This window comes from Nocardioides rubriscoriae (assembly GCF_008087085.1).
In the GTDB taxonomy this organism is placed as follows: Bacteria; Actinomycetota; Actinomycetes; order Propionibacteriales; family Nocardioidaceae; genus Nocardioides; species Nocardioides rubriscoriae.
The window spans coordinates 624,769-646,263 of sequence record NZ_VIYJ01000001.1 but is presented as its reverse complement, the minus strand read 5'-3'; the positions used below and the strand labels follow the sequence as shown (position 1 = coordinate 646,263).

Below are 21,495 nucleotides of genomic sequence, written 5' to 3'. Positions count from 1 at the left end.
CGATGGCCACCAAGAAGGACCTCGTCGAGGCCTACTCGTTCAGTCGCCGCCGTCTGGTGACGGCGTTCGTCTCGGGCGCCCCGGGCGGCCGCGAGGTCGAGCCCACCCGGCCCGGGCGCGCCGTGATCGGCGGCCTGGCCCTCGCGGTGCTGCTGGTCACCGGCGGCGCGGTGCTCGGCGTCCTGAAGTCGCCGGGCTTCGCCGACCTCGACCAGGAGGGCCTGGTCAGCGAGAAGGAGTCGGGGGCCGACTACGCCGTGCTCAAGGTCCCCGGCAGCGACCGCACCGAGCTGCGCCCGTTGGCCAACATCACCTCCGCGATGCTCCTCTTCGGTGCCGACGCGGAGTCCCAGAAGGTCTCGCGCGACGAGCTCGACGACAAGACGATCGGCGCCCCGATCGGCATCCTCGACGCACCCGCCACCCCGCCGCAGCAGGCCGACCTGGTGCAGGACGGGTGGACCGCCTGCACCGGCGTCGTCGACGGCGACCCCGTCGGCATCCGGGTCGACCTGTCGGCCGACTCCGACACGACACCGGCCCCCGAGCAGTCCTTCGTGGTCCGCACCGCCTCGGGCCGGCTGTTCCTGGTGGCGCAGTCGCTGGTCGGCGCCGACCGGGGCGTCGAGCGCGCCTACGCCTACCCCGTCCCCGACGGCGAGGCCACCGACCGCACCCTCCAGGCCGTCGCCGCGGCGTCCGCGGCCGACGCGGTCACGGTGCCCGACCAGTGGGTGACGCTCTTCCCCGACGGCGGGGCGCTGGCGTTCGAGACCTTCGGGCTCGGCGCCGACCTCGGTGAGCCATGGCCCTACCGCGCCGGCGTCGACGGCGCCCAGGAGGCCCGGATCGGCGACCTGCTCGAGGTCGGCGGCACGCTCTACCTCATGACCGGCGACGGCAGCCTCAAGCTCGACGACTTCTCGGCCGGCGTCTACCAGGCCCTCGACCTGCCGGGCCAGGTCACCGCCACCACCTACCAGGCCGCCCAGGTGCCGGGCGGCACCACCATCCGCGACGCCAGCAGCCTGCCCGACGCCAGCTGGCCGATCCAGGTGCGGCCCCGCCAGCAGGCCGCCGACCAGGTCTGCGCCCGGCTCGACGTGCCGGGCGGGCAGCCGGGCGTGGTCCTGGCGACGACCCGCACCGGGGCCGAGTCGTCACCCGACAAGGTCGGCGTCGACGACGTCTCGGTGTCGGTCGACTCCGGCGCCGGTGCCTTCGTGCAGTCCGGCGGGTGGTCCGGCGAGGGCGACGCGACCCCCGTGCTCGTCGACGCCCGCGGCTACGCCTACCCCGTCGGCCCCGGCGACGAGACCACCCGGCTCGGCTACGGCGGCGTCGCCCGGGTCGTCGTGCCCCAGGACTGGATCGGGCTCTTCCGGGTCGGGGTCACCCTGAGCATCGACGCGGCCCGCTGCCCCCCGACGTCCGAGCCCGGCGGTCCCTGCTCGTGACCCGGTCGGCACCTCGGCGGCTGGCCCTGCCGGTCGCGCTCTCGGTGGTGGGCCTGGCGGTCGCCGCTGCGCCGGGTCCTACCGCCGCGGCCGACGCCGCGCCCACCGGCGCCGACTGCACGAGCATCGACGACACCGACATCGAGCGGGTCCCCGCGACCGCGAGCAGCGCCCCGCTCGAGGCGCTGCTGGTCGAGCGGGCCCAGCAGGTCGTGCAGCGGCGTACGGGACGCGCGCCGGGCGCCGGGGTGCGGGTCGCGGTCCTCGACTCCGGCGTCCTCAACCCGCTGCTCCCCGTGGTCGGCGGGTCCCGGCCCGGCCCGCCGGTGTTCCACCAGGGCACCGCCGTGGCCGGCGTCATCGCCGGGCCGGCCCAGGACGGCGGCGTGGGCCCCGTCGGCGTCGCCCCCGGCGCCGAGATCTACGACGTGCGCGTCTACGACTCCGACGACGAGCAGGACGGTGCGACGCCGACGGCCGCCGGCCTCGCCGCGGGCCTCGACTCGATCCTCCCGCTGGTGGGCAGCGGGCGCGACGACCTCAGGATCGTCACCGTCCCGCTCGCGCTCGACCGCGACTCCCAGGCCCTCGAGGCCGCCGTCCGGCGGGTCACCGACGCCGGCGCGATCGTGGTCGCCGCGACCGGCGACCGGGGCGACGTCACGTACGACTACGGCGAGGACGTCACCCGCTACCCCGCCGGCTACGCCACCACCAACCCCCTGGTGGTCGCCGTCGGCACCACCACCGACCCGGTGGCGGAGAAGCCCGAGCTGCCCGCGGGCCTGCTGACCTCGGCCGTCGACGTCGTCGTGCCGACCTACGGCGCCGTGTCCTACGCGATCAACGCGTCGACCTGCTCGTTCTACACGTCCTCGACCGCGGTCGCCGCCGCCGAGGTCTCGGGCGTGATGGCCCTGCTGGCGGCCGCCTACCCAGGCGACACCCCCCAGCAGCTCGTCGCTCGCCTCGAGGTCACCGCCACCGGCGCGGGCCCGTCGTCGAGCGGGGCGGTCGACAAGTTCCGCGGTCGCGGCGTCGTCCAGCCCGTCGAGGCCCTCACCAGGCCGGTGCAGCCCGACCGCGACGGGACCATCCGGCCCGGCCGACCGCCGGCGCCGCGCGCCGAGCCCGCCCCGCTGCCGCAGGACGAGCCCGACCTGCTGCGCGGCACCCGCCACGACGCGGTCTGGTGGGGGCTCTTCGGCGGCGGCGTGCTCGTCGTGGCGATGCTGCTACGGCCCGTGCTGTCGCGACGTCGGTCGCAGGAAGGGGCACCCCGTGCCTGACCCGTCCCTGCTCGTCACCGCCGAGGAGCTCGCCGCGCTCCTCGCCGACCCCGGGCGTGACGTGGTCGTGCTCGACGTCCGGTGGAAGCTCGGCGGCCCACCGGGTCACGAGACCTACCTGACCGGCCACGTGCCCGGCGCCGTCTTCGTCGACCTCGCCACCGAGCTGGCCTCCCACGGTGAGCCGACCGACGGCCGTCACCCGTTGCCCGCCGTCGCCGACCTGCAGGCCGCGGCGCGCAGGTGGGGCGTGCGCACCACCAGCACCGTCGTCGTCCACGACGGTGACGGCAACCTGGCCGCAGCCCGGGCCTGGTGGCTGCTGCGCTGGGGCGGGCTGACCGACGTACGCCTGCTCGACGGTGCCCTGCCGGCCTGGCAGGCGGCCGGTCTCCCGCTCGCGACCGACGACGTGGTGCCCGCGCCGGGCGACGTCGAGCTGACCGGCGGGGCGATGCCGACGCTGGAGGTCGACGACGTCGAGCGCTTCGCCGCGACCGGCCTGCTGCTCGACGCGCGGGCCGGCGAGCGCTACCGCGGCGAGGTCGAGCCGATCGACCCGAGGGCGGGACACGTGCCCGGCGCCGTCAGCGCCCCCACCACCGACAACCTCGCCGCCGACGGCACCTTCCTGCCCGCCGAGCGGCTGCGCGCCCGCTTCGAGCAGGTCGGCGCGGGCGACGGCGTCGCGGTGGCGGCCTACTGCGGCTCCGGCGTCACCGCCGCGCACGAGGTCGTCGCTCTCGCGCTCGCCGGGTTCGCCGACGCATCGCTCTACGTCGGGTCGTGGTCGCAGTGGAGCAACCTGGACAAGCCGGTGGCCACGGGCCCCTGCGAAGAGGCTCGCCCTTGCGGACCAATAGTCCAGTAACCTTATTCAAATAACTTCGTTTGCCTGGTCATGAGCACTTCGTCGTCCATGCGTGCGGGCCGCCGTGCCGTCCTTGCGACCGCAGCCGCGGTGGCCGCCCAGGCGGCCCGACCCCGGGCCGCGGCCGCCTCAGGGCACCGCACGCGCCGTAGGGGACGCCGTCCCAACCTGATCGTGATCCTGGCCGACGACCTCGGGTACGGCGGGCTCGGCGCCTACGGGCAACACGTGCTGAGCACCCCGCACCTGGACCGGCTCGCCGCCGAAGGGATCCGTTTCACCCAGGGCTACTCCGGCGCGAGCGTCTGCGCGCCGTCGCGCACCACGCTGCTGACCGGCATGCACGGAGGTCATGCCCGGGTGCGGGCCAACGACTTCCGAGCCACCGGTGAGGAGCCGACCCTGGAGCGCAACGACACCACGTGGGCCGAGGTGCTCGCCGCCGCGGGCTACCGCACCGGGATCTTCGGCAAGTGGGGCTTCGGTCGTGACGACTACTTCACGCCCGACCCGCTCGGCGTCGCCTGTGAGGCCCCGCTGCCGGTGACACCTGCCGGTGGACTGGGAGCCCCCACCCAGGGCAGCGGGTCCTTCGGCGTCGCCAATCGGGGCGACAGCAGCCACCCGTTGCAGAAGGGGTTCGACGCCTTCCTCGGCCTGGTGACCACGGCGCACGCCCTGGACTACTGGCCCGACTACCTGTGGCGCGGCAATCGACGTGTGCGGCTGCGCGCCAACGAGGGCGAGGTCAAGGGCACCTACGCCCCCGAGGTCTACCGCGACGCGGCACTGCAGTTCATCGACGACCACCGGCATCAGGAGTTCGCGATGTACTTCGCACCACAGCTCGTGCACGGGCCTAGCCAGGTGCCCGACACGGCGTCGTACGACGACCGGGAGGGTTGGACCCCCGACATGAAGGCCTACGCCGCGCAGCACACTCTGCTCGACTCCTACGTGGGCGAGATCGTCGCCCGGCTGGAGGAGCACGGCATCGCCGACAACACCCTGGTCATCTTCACCAGTGACAACGGTCCGACTCCCAACGAGCACCTGCTGGGTGGTTCGAGCACGTGCGCCGACGTGCTGACACCGTCGCCCGACTCGGCGCTGGCCGACTACCTCTGGAACACCAACGGCGGGCTGCGCGCCGGCAAGCACAGCCTCTACGAGGGCGGTGTCCGCGTGCCTCTCGTCGTGTGGGGCCCCGGGGTGGTGCGCCGCACCGGGAAGGCGTCGGTCGCCGATCGGCCATGGGGCTCGGTGGACCTGCTGCCGACCCTCGCGGACTTCGCCGGAATCAATGCACCGTCCGACGTCGACGGTGTCTCGGTCCGCGACTGGATCACCGGCGAGAGGCGTGGGCGGGTCGTGCACCCGCCGCTGTACTTCGAACGCCCTCCCAACCGCGACCAGAACCTCGACGGTGGTCCGCCGGCTCAGCTCGTCTACACCACGGCCCTGCGTAAGGGGCGCTGGAAGGCGGTGCGACACGCACCCGGCGCCGACCCCGCGATCGCCGACCGCCGAGCCCGCTTCGAGCTCTACGACCTGGAGGCGGACCCTGCGGAGACTCGAGACGTCTCCGCGCTCCACCCTGACGTCACCTCGCGGCTGCAGCGACTGATGCGCGCCAGCCACGCACCTGCACCGTACCGGCGCAGGCCCTACCGTCCTCGGCGCAACCGGCACGGCTTCCGGCTCGGCCCACGACCCTGAGGCGCCACGCGAGAGGCGCCACATGAGAACAGCGCCGGCGGGCGCCGGCGCTGTCCTGGTGGCGGAGGATAGGGGATTCGAACCCCTGAGGGCGTTAACCCAACTCGCTTTCCAAGCGAGCGCCATAGGCCACTAGGCGAATCCTCCGTGCCGGACCTTACCCAACGAGGATCGGCGGCGACCAATCGCCTATGCTCCATGCCAACCCCCCGCGTGGCGGCATCTCGCCCAACTCCCCCAGGGCCGGAAGGCAGCAAGGGTAAGTGAGCTCTGTCGGGTGCGCGGGGGGCCTCTTGCTTCCCGGGGTCCGACGGCGTCCGGCGTAGGCGGCTGTCGGTGCCGGTGGCTAGGGTCGGGGCCGTGGACTCACCGCTCGCGCTCTACCGCCGCTACCGGCCGGAGACCTTCGCCGAGGTCATCGGTCAGGAGCACGTCACCGAGCCCCTGCGCGCGGCGCTGAGCAACAACCGGGTCAACCACGCCTACCTCTTCTCCGGGCCCCGCGGCTGCGGCAAGACCACGTCGGCGCGCATCCTGGCCCGCGCCCTCAACTGCGCGCTCGCACCGGTGGCCGACCCCTGCGGCGAGTGCGACAGCTGTCGTGAGCTGGCCCGCGGCGGGTCGGGCTCGATCGACGTCATCGAGATCGACGCGGCGTCGCACGGCGGTGTCGACGACGCCCGCGACCTGCGCGAGAAGGCGTTCTTCGCACCCGTGCGCGACCGCTACAAGGTCTACATAATCGACGAGGCGCACATGGTGACGACGCAGGGCTTCAACGCCCTGCTCAAGCTCGTCGAGGAGCCGCCGCCCCACCTGCGCTTCATCTTCGCCACCACCGAGCCCGACAAGGTCATCCCGACGATCCGCTCGCGCACCCACCACTACCCGTTCCGGCTGATCCCGCCGCGCTCGCTGTCGAGCTACCTCACCGAGCTCTGCGAGCGCGAGGGCGTGGCCATCGAGCCGGCCGCCCTGCCCCTGGTGGTCCGGGCCGGGGCCGGCTCGGCCCGCGACACCCTGTCGGTGCTCGACCAGCTGCTCGGCGGGGCCGGCCCGGCCGGGGTCACCTACGAGCTGGCCAGCGGCCTGCTCGGCTACACCCCCGACACCCTGCTCGACGAGGTGGTCGACGCGTTCGCCGCGGGCGACGGTGCGTCGGTCTTTGGGGTCGTCGACAAGGTGATCGAGACCGGCCAGGACCCCCGGCGCTTCACCGAGGACCTCCTGCGCCGCCTGCGCGACCTGGTGATCATCGCCGCGGTGCCCGACGCGCCCGCGACGGGCCTGATCGACGTCGCCGTCGACCAGGGCGAGCGACTGGTGGCCCAGGCCTCACGCTTCGGTCGCGCCGACCTCAGCCGCGCCGCCGACCTGGTCGCCGTCGGGCTCACCGAGATGCGCGGCGCCACCGCCCCGCGCCTGCTGCTCGAGCTCATCTGCGCCCGCGTGCTGCTGCCCGGGGCCGACCACACCACCCACGGCGTCCAGGCCCGGCTCGACCGGCTCGAGCGCCGCGCGTCGATCACGGTGCCCTCCGACAGGGCCGCCGCCGCGACGCCTCCCGCACCAGCCGCGCCAGCCGCACCGCCCGCACCCGTGGCCGCGCCTGCACCGGTCGCCGCGCCGCAGCCGCGGATCTCCTCGACCCCTCCGGGCCTGTCGCCGCTTCCGCCCGAGCCCGTCCCCGAGGTGACCCCCGAGCCCACTCCCCAGCCGACCCCTGAGCCGGTGCCTGAGCCGGTGCCCGAGCCGGTGCCCGAGCCGGTGCCCGCCCCGGCGGCGCCCGCAGCGCCCGCAGCGCGGGCAGGGCTCACGCTGGTCGACGTACGCCGGCTGTGGCCCGACATCATCGAGGCGACCAAGCAGCGCCGCCGGATCACCTGGATCCACCTCTCGCAGAACGCGCAGGTCGTCGCCGTCGACGACAAGACGCTCACCCTCGGCTTCGCCAACGCCGGCGCCCGCGACTCCTTCGACTCCGGCGGGTCCTCCGAGATCGTGCGCCAGGCCGTCATCGACGTCATCGGTTCCGACTGGCGGATCGAGACGATCATCGACCCCGGTGCCGACGCCGGGGCGGTCACCCCACCCGCGCCGGCCCCCGCGCCGCCCCAGCGCGAGCCCGACCCGGTGGTCGCGCCCGGTCCGCCCGGTTCGTCCGCCGCGCCCACCGGCCCGCCGCCCGCCGACGAGCCCCCGCCGTGGGCGACCGACGAGCCCGAGCCCGAGCCCGAGCCCGACCGGGCCGCCCCGCCCGACCTCGGGCCGTCGCAGGCCGCGGCGCGCGGCGCCATCCGTCAGACCAGGCCGGCCGGTGAGGCCCCCGGTGCCGCCGGACCCTCGATGGCCGAGGCCGACGCCGACGCGCACCCCGACGACCTCGACGCCGACTCCGACGAGCTCGGCACCGACGACCTGCTCGCCCGCGAGCTCGGTGCGCAGATGATCGAGGAGATCCCTCACCAGTGACCGCCGACCCCCTGCACGTCCAGCACGACCAGCACGCCCCGCACACCCAGACCCCGACCGGAAGGCCCACCCCATGACCACCAACCCGTTCGGCGCCGACGGCGGCTTCGACATGAACGCCCTGTTGCAGCAGGCCGAGGCCATGCAGGCCCAGCTCATGGCGGCCCAGGAGCAGCTCGCCGAGACCGTGGTCGAGGGCAGCGTGGCCGGGGTGACGGTCAAGGTGTCCGGCACCGGCGACCTGCTCGGCATCGACATCACGCCCGGCTCGGTCGATGGCAACGACGCCGAGTCGCTGGCCGACCTCGGCGACGTCATCGTCGCGGCCTACCGCGACGCCAAGGGCCGCGCCGACGAGGCGGCCGCCCAGGCGCTCGGCCCGCTGGCCGGCGGCGGGCTCCCGGGTCTGGGTGGCGGTGCACCGGGCGCGCCCGGTCCGCTCGGCTTCTGAGCCGCCGCGCCCCGACGGGGTGACCGGGCGCGACCGAGACGCCCTAGGGTGAGGGCGTGTACGAAGGCGTGGTGCAGGACCTCATCGACGAGCTCGGCCGGTTGCCGGGCGTGGGTCCCAAGAGCGCCCAACGCATCGCGTTCCACCTGCTCCAGGCCGACCCCACCGACGTACGCCGCCTGGCCGACGTGCTGATCGAGGTCAAGGCTCGGGTGCGGTTCTGCGCGACCTGCTTCAACGTCTCCGAGGCCGAGCAGTGCCGCATCTGCGCCGACCCCCGCCGTGACCCGACGACGCTGTGCGTGGTCGAGGAGTACAAGGACGTCGTGGCGATCGAGCGCACCCGCGAGTTCAAGGGCCGTTACCACGTGCTGGGCGGCGCGATCTCGCCGATCGACGGCATCGGCCCCGACCAGCTGCGCATCCGCGAGCTGCTCCAGCGCCTCGCCGACGACCAGATCGGCGAGATCATCCTCGCCACCGACCCCAACCTCGAGGGCGAGGCCACCGCGACCTACCTCACCCGCCAGCTGCGACCCCTGGGGTTGCGCGTCACCCGGCTGGCGAGTGGACTGCCCGTAGGTGGAGACCTCGAGTACGCCGACGAGGTGACCCTCGGACGAGCATTCGTAGGAAGGCAGGCAGCTCCGTGACCACGCCCCTGACCCCCGACGGGACCCATCCGCACGCGGGGGTCGCGCCGTCCCTCGACGGCGAGACCGAGGACTTCGCCCAGCAGATCGCCGACTCCGTGTCGTCGTTCCTGCTGGCGCTGCGCGAGATCGCCCGCGAGGCCGACGGCAGTCGCGCGATCTCGCTGCTGCTGCTCGAGATCAGCCAGGTGCTCCTGGCCGGTGCGCGCCTCGGCGTCCAGCAGGACTTCACCCCGCGCGCCGAGTACCAGCCCGACGTCGGCCCCGAGGCCGACGTCGACGACCTGCGGATGCGCCTGGCCGACATGCTCGGCAACGTCGACACCTACGGCTTCGTCTTCGACCCCTACGTGCCCGAGGTCGTCGCCAGCCAGCTCTCCGACGACCTCACCGCGATCGCGACCGACCTCGAGAACGGCCTGCGCCACTACCGCTCGGGCAACGTCGACGAGGCGCTGTGGTGGTGGCAGTACTCCTACGTCAACAACTGGGGCAACCTGGCCGGCGCCACCCTCAACGCGCTGCTGTCGGTGGTCGCCCACGACCGCCTCGACGTCGACAACGACGACGAGCTGGCCCAGATCGAGGCCGCCGAGGCCGTCTTGGACAGCGGCCGGGGCTGAGCCCCGACCCCCCGTAGGATCAAGCACCGGAACCCTTCCCCGATCCAGGAGTGAGCCCGGTGGGCATTGTCGTGCAGAAGTACGGCGGTTCGTCCGTCGCCGATCCCGACGCGATCAAGCGGGTCGCCCGACGGATCGTGGAGGCCAAGAAGGACGGCCACGACGTCGTGGTCGCCGTCTCGGCCATGGGGGACACGACCGACGAGCTGCTCGACAAGGCGCGCGCCGTGAGCCCGCTGCCCCCCGCGCGCGAGCTCGACATGCTGCTGACCGCCGGGGAGAGGATCTCGATGGCGCTGGTCGCGATGGCGATCTCCGACCTCGGGTTCAGCGCACGGTCGTTCACCGGGTCGCAGGCCGGTGTCATCACCGACTCGGTGCACGGCAAGGCCAAGATCATCGACGTCACACCCGGCCGCATCCAGGAGGCCATCGCCGACGGCCACATCGTCATCGTCGCCGGCTTCCAGGGCGTCTCCCAGGACACCAAGGAGATCACCACGCTGGGCCGCGGCGGCACCGACACCACCGCCGTCGCGCTCGCGGCGGCGCTCGACGCCGACGTGTGCGAGATCTACACCGACGTCGACGGCGTGTTCACCGCCGACCCGCGCATCGTCCCGGCCGCCCGCAAGCTCGACACCGTCACCTACGAGGAGATGCTCGAGCTGGCCGCGTGCGGGTCCAAGATCCTGCACCTGCGGTGCGTCGAGTACGCCCGCCGATACGACATCCCGATCCACGTGCGGTCGTCGTTCAGCCAGCTCGAGGGCACCATCGTCCGCGGCTCCATCGAAGACATCCCCGCCCAGGAGGGCAGCAGCATGGAACAAGCGATCATCGCCGGCGTCGCCCACGACGTGAGCGAGGCCAAGATCACCGTCGTCGGCGTGCCCGACAAGGTCGGCGAGGCCGCACGCATCTTCACCGCGCTGGCCGAGGCCCAGATCAACCTCGACATGATTGTCCAGAACGTCTCGGCGGCGGCGACCAACCTCACCGACATCTCCTTCACCCTGCCCCGCACCGACGGCCAGACCGCGATGACCGCGCTCGCCGCGCTGCAGGCCACCATCGGCTTCGAGTCGCTGCTCTACGACGACAAGATCGGCAAGGTCTCGCTGATCGGTGCCGGGATGCGCTCCCACCCGGGCGTCACCGCGAAGTTCTTCTCCTCCATCGCCGAGGCCGGCGTCAACCTCGGCATGATCTCCACCTCCGAGATCCGCATCTCCGTGATCGTCGACGAGGCTGACGTGGCTGCCGCCGTGCAGGCCACCCACACGGCGTTCGACCTCGACGCCACCGAGGTCGAGGCCGTCGTCTACGGCGGGACCGGTCGCTGACGTGGGCGCCCGTATCGGCATCGTCGGTGCCACCGGACAGCACACCCCACGACGTTCTTCCCTCCCCCGCTTCGCTCCTCCAGGAACAACGCCGCGGGGACCCCGTGCCCGACTGGAGGAGTCATGACAAGCATCGGCATCGTCGGTGCCACCGGGCAGGTCGGGGTCGCCATGCGCCAGATCCTCGAGCAGCGCGACTTCCCCGCCGACGAGGTCCGGTTCTTCGCCTCGGCCCGCTCGGCCGGTACCGTGCTGCCCTTCGCCGGCCGCGAGGTCGTCGTCGAGGACGCCGCCACCGCCGACCCCTCCGGGCTCGACATCGCGCTCTTCTCCGCCGGGGCGACCACCTCGCGCGCCCTGGCCCCGGTCTTCGCCGCCGCCGGCGTGGTCGTGGTCGACAACTCCTCGGCGTTCCGTCGCGACCCCGAGATCCCGCTGGTCGTCTCCGAGGTCAACCCCGGCGACATCGGGCTCGCCGTGCGCGAGGGCGGGCGCCGCATCATCGCCAACCCCAACTGCACCACGATGGCCGCGATGCCGGTCCTCAAGCCGCTGCACGACGAGGCCGGCCTCGTGCGCCTGATCGCCTCCACCTACCAGGCGGTCTCCGGCTCCGGCGTGGCCGGCGTCGAGGAGCTCGCCACCCAGGTCGAGGCGGCCGGCCACAAGGCCCGTGAGCTGGCCTACGACGGCACGGCCGTCACCTTCCCCGACCCCGTCAAGTACGTGCGCCCCATCGCCTTCAACGTGCTGCCGATGGCCGGCACCCTCGTCGACGACGGCCTCGAGGAGACCGACGAGGAGCAGAAGCTGCGCCACGAGTCGCGCAAGATCCTCGGCCTGCCCGACCTGCGCGTCTCCGGGCTGTGCGTCCGCGTACCGGTCTTCACCGGCCACTCCCTGGCCATCAACGCCGAGTTCTCCCGGCCGCTGACCCCCGCCCGCGCCCGCGAGATCCTCGCGACGGCCCCGGGCGTCGAGCTCAGCGACGTCCCCACCCCGCTGCAGGCCGCCGGGCAGGACCCGTCGTACGTCGGCCGGATCCGCCAGGACGAGGGCGTCGACGGCCAGCGCGGCCTCGCGCTCTTCGTCTCCGGCGACAACCTGCGCAAGGGCGCCGCGCTCAACACCGTCCAGATCGCTGAGCTGCTGCTGTCTTGAACGGCCCCGGCCCGGACGGCGCCCGTGCCGCGTCCCGCGCCACCTGGGATCGCTGCCGCCGGCCTGCGTCGGCGGGCCTGACCGGCACCCTGGCGCCTCCGACCGGGGCTCTGAACGGCCCCGGCCCGGACGGCGCCCGTGCCGCGTCCCGCACCACCTGGGATCGCTGCCGCCGGCCTGCGTCGGCGGGCCTGACCGGCACCCTGGCGCCGCCGACCGGGGCTCTGAACGGCCCCGGCCCGGACGGCGCCCGTGCCGCGTCCCGCGCCACCTGGGATCGCTGCCGCCGGCCTGCGTCGGCGGGCCTGACCGGCACCCTGGCGCCGCCGACCGGGGCTCTGACGGGCCCGGCCCGGACGGCGCCCGTGCCGCGTCCCGCGCCACCTGGGATCGCTGCCGCCGGCCTGCGTCGGCGGGCCTGACCGGCACCCTGGCGCCGCCGACCGGGGCTCTGACGGGCCCCGGCCCGGACGGCGCCCGTGCCGCGTCCCGCGCCACCTGGGATCGCTGCCGCCGGCCTGCGTCGGCGGGCCTGACCGGCACCCTGGCGCCGCCGACCGGGGCTCTGAACGGCCCCGGCCCGGACGGCGCCGGCCCTCAGTCGGTGTCGACGTAGGTGGTGGTGACCCACCACGACAGCAGGTAGGTCGCGGCGCTGAGGGCAGGGATCACGATCACCATCGACCAGTGGTCGAGGTGGTCGACCAGGAAGACCAGGCAGAACACCGCGGTCAGGCCCATCGCGAGGAAGCTCGTCGCGCCCGGGTCGGGGACGCGGAAGAAGGACAGCAGGAGGCCGCCGACGACGACGGCGGCGACGAAGACGACCGCCAGGGCGGCCATGCCGGGGCCGGGTCCGCACGAGGTGGTGCCGCGCAGTGCCTCGCAGCCCCGGAAGCCCACCCAGGTGAATCCGACCAGGGACAGGCCGGCCAGCACGCCGACCACGGCCGCGGCCTGACGGCCCGGGAGCAGCGGCTCGGTGCGGGGAGTGCGGGGAGCGCGGGGCGTCCGGGGAGCGGCGGTCGGGGTGTCGAGGGGGGCGTCGGCGACGTCGACGCCCCCGGTACGCCGGGCCTTGCGGGGTCGTCGGGCGGGCTCGGGCGCCGCGGGCAGGACCGCCGTCGGGTCGCCGACGTCCTCGAACTGCGGCTGCGGCTCGGTCACCGCGTCCGCGGGGGCCGACGAAGCCGCTGGGGCCGGTGTGCGGGCCGCGCGGCGGCGGCCGAACAACTGGGGTGCCTGCAGGCTCGGGCGGTCGTCGTCATCGTCGGCCATGGCGTCCAGTCTGGCACGGAAACCAGCGACCCCGACCGGTGAACCGGTCGGGGTCGACATGTGGTGAAGAGTCGGGCTGACAGGATTTGAACCTGCGGCCTCTTCGTCCCGAACGAAGCGCGCTACCAAGCTGCGCCACAGCCCGAACGTGCACCGACCGGAGTCGGCTCACAAGCACTGGAGCATACCCGAGCGCGGCGCCGCGCCGGCAATCGGTATCACCCCTGCGGTGCCCGCGCGACGAGCGTCAGCAGGGTCGCCTCGGGACGGCACGCCAGTCGCAGGCGGACGTAGGGGTTGGTGCCCAGGCCCGCCGACACGTGCAGCCACGCCGAGCCCGGGTCGCCGTCGTGGGAGTCGGCGGGGTGGCGGTGCAGGCCGCGGGCCCGGGCGGGCTCGAGGTCGCAGTTGGTCGTGAGCGCGCGACCGCCCGGCAGGCACACCTGGCCGCCGTGGGTGTGGCCGGCCACGATCGCGTCGTAGCCGTCGGCGGCGTACTGGTCGAGGACCCGCAGGTACGGCGCGTGGGCGACCCCCAGCCGCACGTCGGCCGCCGGGTCGGCAGGTCCTGCGACCTCGTCGAGCCGGTCGTAGGACAGGTGCGGGTCGTCGACGCCGGCGAAGGCGATCGTGAGGTCGCCGACGGTGACGGTGGCGCGGCGGTTGGTCAGGTCGCGCCATCCCGCGTCGGTGAAGCGTCGGGTCAGCTCGGGCCACGGCAGCTGCGGCGACTCGGTGTGGCGCCGGCCGTCGTCGGGCAGCAGGTAGCGCAGCGGGTTGCGCAGCGTCGGCTCGAAGTAGTCGTTGGAGCCGTGCACGAACACGCCCGGCACATCGAGCAGCGCTCCGAGGGCGTCGCAGACGACCGGCACGGCGTCGCGGTGCGAGAGGTTGTCGCCGGTGTCGATGACCAGGTCGGGCTCGAGGGCGGCCAGGCCGCGCACCCACTCCTGCTTGCGGCGCTGGCCGGGCGTCATGTGCAGGTCGCTGACGTGCAGCACCCGCATAGAGCGGGCACCCGGCGGCAGCAGGGGCACCTCGACGCGGCGCAACGTGTACTGGCGGGCCTCCCGGGCGGCGTACGCCGTGACGGCGGCCCCGGCCAGGGTGGCCGCAGCGGCGGAGCGGACGAGCAACCCGGTCGGAGACACGGCCCCAGGCTGCCACAATGACCGGCATGACCACCCTCAAGGAGCAGCTGCGCGCCGACCTCACGACTGCGATGAAGGCTCGCGACACGCTGACCTCCTCGACCCTGCGGATGGTGCTGACGTCGGTCACCAACGCCGAGGTCTCGGGCACGCAGGCGCGCGAGCTCAGCGACGAGGAGGTCCTCACCGTGCTCACCAGCGAGGCAAAGCGCCGCCGCGAGGCCGCCACCGCCTTCGAGGAGGGCGGCCGGGCCGAGAGCGCAGACAAGGAGCGCGCCGAGGCCGAGGTGATCGCCCGCTACCTGCCCGAGCAGCTCACCGCCGACGAGATCGCCCGGATCGTCACCGCCGCGGTCGAGCAGACTGGCGCGGCCGGTGAGGGCATGCGCGCCATGGGCAAGGTCATGGGCGTCGTCCAGCCCCAGGTCAAGGGACGCGCCGACGGCGGTGCCGTCGCCGCCGAGGTACGCCGCCAGCTCGGCTGAGCCTCAGGCCTTAGCGGCGACCGCGGCCGCCGTTGCCGTTCCCGCCGCCGTTGCCGTTGCCGTTGCCGCCATCGTTGCCACCGCCACCGTCGCCGCCGCTGCTGGGCGGCGGGGCGACGTAGACGCTGGTCGCGCCGTAGCCCGGCACGTCGACGGGGGCCACGAAGTCCTCGTAGTCGATCCCGCCGGCAGCGACGATCGCCTTCATCGCGTCGCCCCACATGGGCGCGGCCAGGCCGGACCCGGACGCGCTGACGGTCACGCCGTTGATGACCTGGCCGTCGAGGCCGATCGGGGTGCCGAAGTCGTTGGCGCCGGCGATCATCGCGGCGGTGGCGAGCTGCGGGGTGTAGCCCATGAACCACACGGCGGGGGAGGACTCGGTGGTGCCGGTCGTGCCGGTCTTGCCGGCGGCCGGGATCCCGAGGTACTGCGCGGAGGCGAAGCCGCCCTCGATGACGCCGGTCAGGATGTCGTTGACCGCGTCGGCGGTCGAGGTCGACATCACCTGCGAGCAGCGGGCGGGGTACTCCTTGAGGAGGGTGCCGTTGGCGTCCTCGATCGAGGTGACCGGCCGCGCGACGCAGTGGTTGCCGCGGGCGGCGAAGGTAGCGTAGGCCTCGGCCATCTCGAGCGGGCTCACGTCGGCCACGCCGAGGGTGAAGGTGGGGACCCGCTCCGGTGAGACCCCGGGGCAGGAGTCGGCCGTAGGGCAGGTCAGCCGTACGCCCATCGACCGCGCCAGCTCGTAGGGGTCACAGATGCCGGTCTGCTTCTCGAGGTTGAAGAAGAACGTGTTGATCGAGTTGCGGGTGCCGGTGTAGAGGTTCTCGACGCCTCTGGACTGCACGGAGTTGGCCATGGGGAACTCGCCGTAGCCGTAGGGCTTGTCGCCGCAGGTCTGGTAGTCCTCCTCCTGCAGCGTGATCGGGCCGTTGGGGGACGGCAGCACCTCGTTGAGCGGGGTGCCCTTCTCGATCGCGTCGGCCAACACGAACGCCTTGAACGTCGAGCCGGCCTGGAAGCCGTTGGAGTCGCCGTACTGCGAGGGCACGACGTAGTTGAGGTAGGTCTGCCCGAGGTTCTTCTTCTCGCCCATCGGCCGCGACTGCGCGATCGCCTTGACCTCGCCGGTGCCGGGCTCGACCATCGCGAGCGCGCCGATCGCCTGGTCGGTGGCGCGGACGTTGGCCTTCACGGCGTCGTCGGCGGCCTTCTGGTCGGCCAGGTCGATGGTCGTGTAGATCTTCAGCCCGCCGGACTTGATGAGGCGCTCGCGCTCCTCCTCGTTGCGACCCAGGGCCTTGTCCTTGAGCAGGTACTCGATGGCGTAGTTGCAGAAGAACGGTGCCCGGCTGTTGATGCACCCGTTGTCGCTGGGTTGCGGGTCGAGCTTGAGGCCCCGCGCCTTGACGGCGTCGGCCTTGTCCTGGGTGATGACGTTGAGCTGGGCCATCCGGTCGAGCACGACGTCGCGGCGGTCGAGGGCCCGGTCGGGGTGGTTGGTGGGGTCGAAGCCCGTGGGGTTCTGCACCAGGCCCGCGAGGATGGCGGACTGGTTGAGGTTGAGGTTGCGGGCGTTGACGTCGAAGTAGTGCTTGGCCGCCGCCTGGATGCCGTAGGCGCCGTCACCGAAGTAGACGGTGTTGAGGTAGCGCTCGAGGATCCAGTCCTTGGAGTGCTTCTTCTCCAGGGCGATCGCGTAGCGCAGCTCCTTGATCTTGCGGGCGTAGGTGTCGTCGGTGACCGCCGCGCGCTGCTTCTTGGTCTTGGCGGCGTTGAGCAGGGTCTGCTTGACCAGCTGCTGGGTGATCGACGACCCGCCCTGGACGACGCCGCCCGAGCCGAGGTTGGTGACCAGGGCGCGGGCGGTGCCCTTGAGGTCGATCGCGCCGTGCTCGTAGAAGCGGTAGTCCTCGATCGACACCAGGGCCTCGACCATGGTGCGCGAGATCTGGTCGAGCGAGACGACGATGCGGTTCTGGTCGTAGACGGTGGCCAGCACGCTGCCGTCGCTGGCGAAGATCGTGGTCTTCTGCGGCAGCAGCCTGGTCTCGAGCTCGAGGGGCAGGTCGTCGGTGGCCTCGGCGGTGCTGCGGGTCGCGAAGCCGAGCACCCCGGCGAACGGGATGGCGAGACCGGACACGACGACACCGAGGACGACCGAGACGACGACCATCACTGCGAGGTGCGAGAGGACGGTCGTGGCTCGAGGACGCTCTGACCTGGGCCTGGACACGGAGCCCAATGTACGTGAGGGTGCCGTGCCGGGCAGATTCGCGCGTCCGTCACCCCAGCAGGGGGGTGGTCAGAGCGGACTAGTCATTTAGGACTAGGGAAGTTGGGTCGAAAGAGGTCTGTCCTCAAGGACTTTGGTTCTTTACCTTGGAACCTGTTACGGGGACGGGTCGGCGTCATGGGGATGCGGATCTCTCTATCAAAGATGTGGGGACATCATCATGTGGGTTGAAGACTGGGCGCCTCGCGCCGCCTGCAAGGCCGAGCAGCCGGACAAGCTCTTCGTCCGTGGCGCCGAGCAGAACAAGGCCAAGACGCTGTGCCAGGGGTGCCCCGTGCGCACCGAGTGCCTCGCCGAGGCGCTGGACAACCAGATCGAGTGGGGCGTCTGGGGCGGCATGACCGAGCGTGAGCGCCGCGCGCTGCTGCGCCGCCGGCCCACCGCCTCGTGGCGCGAGCTCCTCGAGACCGCCCGCCGCGACGCCTCCACCCGCGAGTCCGTCACCGTCTGAGCACCGTGTGAGCACCACCCCACGACCGGCCCGTCGCCCCTGGCGACGGGCCGTCGTACGTCTCGGGGCCTGTCCGGGGGCTACTGCTCCGCGAGCAGCTCGCCCACGCGCCGCAGACCGGTCAGGTCGTGGACGTCGGAGGCGAGCGCCGGTACGACGGCGGTGGCGACCTGCGGGTGGGCCGCGGCGAACCGGCTGCGCAGCCGCTGCTCGCGCTCGACCAGGCGCACCTGGTCGGCGTGCAGCCGCAGCAGCCCGGCGGTCGTCGAGGTCGGCTCGTCGCGGCGCAGCCGGGCCGCGGCCGTCATCGCCTCGTCGGCGCTCAGTGACCCGGCCGGGGCGGCGCCGGCGCGGTTGACCACGAGACCGGCCAGCGGCATCTGGTCGGCGCTGAGCCGCTCGACGAAGTAGGCCGCCTCGCGCAGCGCGTCGGGCTCGGGCGCCGCGACCACGACGAACGCCGTGCCGTCGGCCTGGAGCAACGCGTAGGTCTTCATGGCCCGCTGCCGGAACCCGCCGAACACGGTGTCGATCGCGGCCACGAACGTCTGCAGGTCGCGCAGCACCTGGGCGCCCAGGATCTTGGTCAGGGCGTTGGTGATGAGGCCGAAGCCCGCGCCGATGAGCCGGGCCGGCCCCCGGGTCGGGGCCAGCATCAGCCGGATGAACCGCCCGTCGAGAAAGCTGGACAGCCGCTCGGGGGCGTCGAGGAAGTCGAGCGCCGAGCGCGACGGCGGGGTGTCGACGACGATCAGGTCGTAGCGGCCGTCGCCGCCGGCGGCCACGGAGTCGGCGTGGATCTGGCCCAGCTTCTCCATCGCCATGTACTCCTGGGTGCCGGCGAACGAGCTCGACAGGGCGATGTAGAAGGGGTTCTCGAGGATCTGCTTGGCCTTCTCGGGGCTGGCCTGGCTCTCGACCACCTCGTCGAAGGTGCGCTTCATGTCGAGCATCATCGCGTCGAGATGGCCGCCTGCGGCCGCGTCGACGTCGACGACCGGTCGGGGGGTGTTGTCGAGCGCGTCGATGCCCATCGCCTGCGCGAGCCGGCGGGCCGGGTCGATGGTCAGCACCACGACCTTGCGGCCGCGCTCGGCGGCGCGCAGGGCCAGGGCGGCCGACGTGGTGGTCTTGCCGACGCCGCCCGAGCCGCAGCACACGATGATGCCGATGCCGGGGTCGTCGAGCAGGGCGTCGACGTCGAGGGTGGGTGCGGTCGGGCCGGCGGGACCCACGCGTGGGGGTTGGTTCATGCCAGGCCCTGCTCTCTCAGCGTCGCGGCGAGCTCGTAGAGGGCGCCGAGGTCGACGCCCTGGGGCAGCCGCGGCAGCTCGTAGGTGGGGACGTCGAGCCCGGCGACGATCGCGCGCTGCGAGGTCTCGAGGGCGCGCCGCTCGGCGTGCTCGTGACCCTCGCTGATCAGGCTCTCGACGAGCGCGTCGTCGGCCTCGACCCCCGCGGCCTTCAGGTCGGCGGAGACGGTCTCGGGATCGGTGGCGTCCAGCTGCTCGGCGGTGAGGTCCTGCGGTCGGACCAGGTTGACCACCACGCCGCCGACGGGCAGGTCGACGCTGCGCAGCTCGGCGATGCCGTCGACGGTCTCCTGGACCGGCATCTCCTCGAGCACGGTGACCAGGTGGACGGCGGTGCGCGGCGAGCGGAACAGCGTCATCATCGTGTCGGCCTGCGACTTGACCGGCCCGACCTTGGCGAGCCCGGCGAGCTCGTTGCTGACGTTGAGGAACTGCACGATCCGGCCGGTGGGCGGCGCGTCGAGGACGACCGCGTCGTACTGGATCGCGCCCTTGTTGCGGCTGTTGCGCTCGACGGCCTCGAAGACCTTGCCCGTGAGCAGCACGTCGCGGACGCCGGGCGCGATGGTCGTGGCGAACTCGATGACGCCGAAGCGCTCGAGGGCGCGGCCCGCGCGCCCGAGCTTGTAGTAGAGGGCGAGGTACTCGAGCAGCGCCGACTCGGGGTCGATGTGCAGCGCGTGGACGACGCCGGGTCGCCCGTCGGGGCCGGGCAGACCCGTGGTGAGGCGGCGCTCCTCGAAGGGCAGCGGGTCGACGTCGAACATCCGGGCGATCCCCTGACGGCCCTCGACCTCGCAGAGCAGGACGTTCTTGCCGCGGGTGGCCAGGGCCAGGGCCAGGGCCGCCGCGACGGTCGACTTGCCGGTGCCGCCCTTGCCGGTCACGACGTGCAGGCGCACCTTGGGCCAGTCGGTCATAGGACTGGACCTTAGTGACCGGCGCCGGGCTTGGCATCGCCCTCCCGGTCGGCCGGGGACGTGACGCTCGCCTCACGACGGGGCCGCGGGCGGGCTACTGTGCCCGGCATGGACAAAGTGGTCTCGTCGGCGGCGCAGGCCGTGGCCGACATCGGGTCAGGGTCGACTGTCGCGGTCGGCGGTTTCGGGTTGTGCGGCATCCCCTCGGTGCTCCTCCAGGCGTTGCACGCCGCGGGGGCCACGGACCTCGAGGCCGTCTCCAACAACGCCGGCGTCGACGGCTGGGGCCTCGGCATCCTGCTCGCCGACGGCCGGCTGCGACGGATGGTGGCGTCGTACGTCGGGGAGAACAAGGAGTTCGCCCGGCAGTACCTCTCCGGCGAGCTCGAGGTCGAGCTGACCCCGCAGGGCACGTTGGCCGAGCGGATGCGCGCCGGTGGGTCGGGCATCGCGGCGTTCTTCACCCGCACCGGCGTCGGCACGCAGGTCGCCGAGGGCGGGTTGCCGTGGCGCTACGACGCCGACGGCAACGTCGTGAAGGCGTCGCCGCCCAAGCAGACCCAGGAGTTCGACGGGGTCGAGCACGTGCTCGAGGAGGCGATCGTGGCCGACTTCGGCCTGGTGCGGGCCTGGAAGGGCGACCGGCACGGCAACCTCGTCTACCGCGCCTCGGCGCGCAACTTCAACCCGCTCGCCGCGATGTGCGGTCGCGTGACGATCGCCGAGGTCGAGCACCTCGTCGAGCCCGGCGAGCTCGACCCCGAGCAGGTGCACACCCCGGGGGTCTTCGTGCAGCGGGTCGTCGCGCTGACGCCCGAGCAGGCCGCCGACAAGCGGATCGAGAAGCGCACCGTGCGCACGCGGGAGGGATCGAAGTGAGCTGGACGCGTGAGGAGATGGCCGCCAGGGCAGCGTCCGAGCTGAGCGACGGCTCCTACGTCAACCTCGGCATCGGCTTGCCGACGCTGGTGCCCAACTACGTGCCCGAGGGCGTCGAGCTGGTGCTGCAGTCCGAGAACGGCGTGCTCGGCACGGGCGCCTACCCGTTCGAGGGCGAGGAGGACGCCGACGTGATCAACGCCGGCAAGGAGACCGTCACGCTGCGGCCGGGGGCGTCGTACTTCGACTCCGCGACGTCGTTCGGGATGATCCGCGGCGGCAAGATCGACGCCGCGATCCTGGGCGCCATGCAGGTCAGCGCCGCCGGCGACATCGCCAACTGGATGATCCCCGGCAAGATGGTCAAGGGCATGGGCGGCGCGATGGACCTGGTCCACGGCGCCAAGCGGGTCATCGTGCTCATGGAGCACGTCGCCCGCGACGGCGGTCACAAGATCGTCGAGGAGTGCACGCTGCCTTACACCGGTCGCGGGGTCGTGCAGCGCATCATCACCGACCTGTGCGTCCTCGACGTCACGCCCGCCGGGCTGCAGCTGGTCGAGCTCGCCCCCGACGTGACCGTCGACGAGGTGCGCGCCAAGACCGGCCCCGAGGTGCTGGTCGGCTGACCTGCGGTCGACCACGGACGCGGCGATGTCACGTCCGATGGCCCCTGT

18 protein-coding genes, 2 tRNA genes, 1 other RNA gene and 1 pseudogene are annotated in these 21,495 nt (G+C 72.9%); 15 read left to right on the top strand and 7 right to left on the bottom strand.

Annotated elements, in window-relative coordinates; genetic code table 11:
- Positions 1-2: 2 nt before the first annotated feature.
- Genes FZC61_RS03115 through FZC61_RS03100 form a run of 4 tightly spaced genes read left to right on the top strand, consistent with a single transcriptional unit; the run spans position 3 to position 5,336 of the window.
- Positions 3-1,457, top strand: coding sequence for a type VII secretion protein EccB (locus tag FZC61_RS03115; RefSeq protein ID WP_148612326.1), 1,455 nt, complete (start codon positions 3-5; stop codon positions 1,455-1,457).
- The gene (locus tag FZC61_RS03110) at positions 1,454-2,746 is read left to right on the top strand and encodes a S8 family serine peptidase (protein ID WP_148612323.1); all 1,293 of its coding nucleotides are present in this window, start codon (positions 1,454-1,456) and stop codon (positions 2,744-2,746) included. The genes FZC61_RS03115 and FZC61_RS03110 overlap by 4 nt, the downstream gene beginning before the upstream one ends.
- Complete coding sequence (locus FZC61_RS03105) at positions 2,739-3,617, top strand: sulfurtransferase (RefSeq protein WP_211357055.1); 879 nt, start codon at positions 2,739-2,741, stop codon at positions 3,615-3,617. The genes FZC61_RS03110 and FZC61_RS03105 overlap by 8 nt, the downstream gene beginning before the upstream one ends.
- 30 nt (positions 3,618-3,647) lie before the next feature.
- Entirely contained in the window at positions 3,648-5,336 is a 1,689-nt protein-coding gene (locus tag FZC61_RS03100) for a sulfatase-like hydrolase/transferase (protein ID WP_148612321.1), read from the top strand.
- A gap of 59 nt (positions 5,337-5,395) precedes the next feature.
- Here the strand turns inward: FZC61_RS03100 and FZC61_RS03095 are convergent.
- Positions 5,396-5,483: transfer RNA gene (locus tag FZC61_RS03095), tRNA-Ser, on the bottom strand.
- Between the two features lie 56 nt (positions 5,484-5,539).
- Between FZC61_RS03095 and ffs the strand changes: the two genes are divergently transcribed.
- The 7 genes from ffs to FZC61_RS03060 all read left to right on the top strand — a co-directional run bounded on the left by ffs (position 5,540) and on the right by FZC61_RS03060 (position 12,042).
- Positions 5,540-5,630: signal recognition particle sRNA small type (gene ffs, locus FZC61_RS03090), an RNA gene on the top strand.
- Positions 5,631-5,696: 66 nt separating this feature from the next.
- Positions 5,697-7,808, top strand: coding sequence for a DNA polymerase III subunit gamma and tau (locus tag FZC61_RS03085; RefSeq protein WP_148612319.1), 2,112 nt, complete (start codon positions 5,697-5,699; stop codon positions 7,806-7,808).
- Positions 7,809-7,881: 73 nt separating this feature from the next.
- Complete coding sequence (locus FZC61_RS03080) at positions 7,882-8,259, top strand: YbaB/EbfC family nucleoid-associated protein (RefSeq protein WP_148612317.1); 378 nt, start codon at positions 7,882-7,884, stop codon at positions 8,257-8,259.
- A gap of 56 nt (positions 8,260-8,315) precedes the next feature.
- Positions 8,316-8,912 carry a recombination mediator RecR gene (gene recR / locus FZC61_RS03075; protein WP_148612314.1) on the top strand — a complete coding sequence of 199 codons (597 nt, stop codon included), beginning with the start codon at positions 8,316-8,318 and terminating at the stop codon, positions 8,910-8,912.
- Complete coding sequence (locus FZC61_RS03070; RefSeq protein WP_246142482.1) at positions 8,909-9,535, top strand: DUF5063 domain-containing protein; 627 nt, start codon at positions 8,909-8,911, stop codon at positions 9,533-9,535. The genes recR and FZC61_RS03070 overlap by 4 nt, the downstream gene beginning before the upstream one ends.
- A gap of 59 nt (positions 9,536-9,594) precedes the next feature.
- Positions 9,595-10,881 (top strand): aspartate kinase, encoded by a 1,287-nt coding sequence (locus FZC61_RS03065; RefSeq protein WP_148612312.1) that lies wholly within the window; start codon positions 9,595-9,597, stop codon positions 10,879-10,881.
- A 123-nt stretch (positions 10,882-11,004) separates the two neighbouring features.
- Positions 11,005-12,042, top strand: coding sequence for an aspartate-semialdehyde dehydrogenase (locus tag FZC61_RS03060; protein WP_148612310.1), 1,038 nt, complete (start codon positions 11,005-11,007; stop codon positions 12,040-12,042).
- Between the two features lie 597 nt (positions 12,043-12,639).
- Here FZC61_RS03060 and FZC61_RS03055 read toward each other — a convergent pair.
- From FZC61_RS03055 to FZC61_RS03045, 3 genes are all read right to left on the bottom strand, one after another.
- Entirely contained in the window at positions 12,640-13,320 is a 681-nt protein-coding gene (locus FZC61_RS03055; protein WP_148612308.1) for a hypothetical protein, read from the bottom strand.
- Positions 13,321-13,391: 71 nt separating this feature from the next.
- Positions 13,392-13,465: transfer RNA gene (locus FZC61_RS03050), tRNA-Pro, on the bottom strand.
- Between the two features lie 73 nt (positions 13,466-13,538).
- The gene (locus FZC61_RS03045; RefSeq protein WP_148612306.1) at positions 13,539-14,471 is read right to left on the bottom strand and encodes a metallophosphoesterase; all 933 of its coding nucleotides are present in this window, start codon (positions 14,469-14,471) and stop codon (positions 13,539-13,541) included.
- Between the two features lie 26 nt (positions 14,472-14,497).
- On the opposite strand from FZC61_RS03045, the gene FZC61_RS03040 reads away from it, so the two are divergent.
- Positions 14,498-14,956, top strand: coding sequence for a GatB/YqeY domain-containing protein (locus tag FZC61_RS03040; protein ID WP_148612304.1), 459 nt, complete (start codon positions 14,498-14,500; stop codon positions 14,954-14,956).
- Positions 14,957-14,966: 10 nt separating this feature from the next.
- Here the strand turns inward: FZC61_RS03040 and FZC61_RS03035 are convergent, their stop codons facing one another.
- The gene (locus FZC61_RS03035) at positions 14,967-17,195 is read right to left on the bottom strand and encodes a transglycosylase domain-containing protein (RefSeq protein ID WP_148612302.1); all 2,229 of its coding nucleotides are present in this window, start codon (positions 17,193-17,195) and stop codon (positions 14,967-14,969) included.
- Positions 17,196-17,415: 220 nt separating this feature from the next.
- Between FZC61_RS03035 and FZC61_RS03030 the strand changes: the two genes are divergently transcribed.
- On the top strand, positions 17,416-17,706 hold the full coding sequence (locus tag FZC61_RS03030; protein WP_148612300.1) for a WhiB family transcriptional regulator: 291 nt from the start codon (positions 17,416-17,418) through the stop codon (positions 17,704-17,706).
- Positions 17,707-17,786: 80 nt separating this feature from the next.
- Here FZC61_RS03030 and bagB read toward each other — a convergent pair whose 3' ends face one another.
- Both bagB and bagA read right to left on the bottom strand, forming a co-directional pair.
- Positions 17,787-18,959: an ArsA family ATPase gene (bagB, locus tag FZC61_RS03025; protein ID WP_148612298.1), complete on the bottom strand. Its 1,173-nt coding sequence runs from the start codon at positions 18,957-18,959 to the stop codon at positions 17,787-17,789.
- Positions 18,956-19,951 (bottom strand): annotated as a pseudogene (gene bagA, locus FZC61_RS03020) (ATPase BagA); the annotation flags it as partial. The pseudogene bagA and the gene bagB, both read right to left, overlap by 4 nt.
- A gap of 96 nt (positions 19,952-20,047) precedes the next feature.
- On the opposite strand from bagA, the gene FZC61_RS03015 reads away from it, so the two are divergent.
- Together FZC61_RS03015 and FZC61_RS03010 are read left to right on the top strand one after the other, a co-directional pair.
- Entirely contained in the window at positions 20,048-20,818 is a 771-nt protein-coding gene (locus tag FZC61_RS03015; protein WP_148612294.1) for a CoA transferase subunit A, read from the top strand.
- Entirely contained in the window at positions 20,815-21,447 is a 633-nt protein-coding gene (locus FZC61_RS03010; RefSeq protein WP_148612292.1) for a CoA transferase subunit B, read from the top strand. The genes FZC61_RS03015 and FZC61_RS03010 overlap by 4 nt, the downstream gene beginning before the upstream one ends.
- Positions 21,448-21,495: the final 48 nt, after the last annotated feature.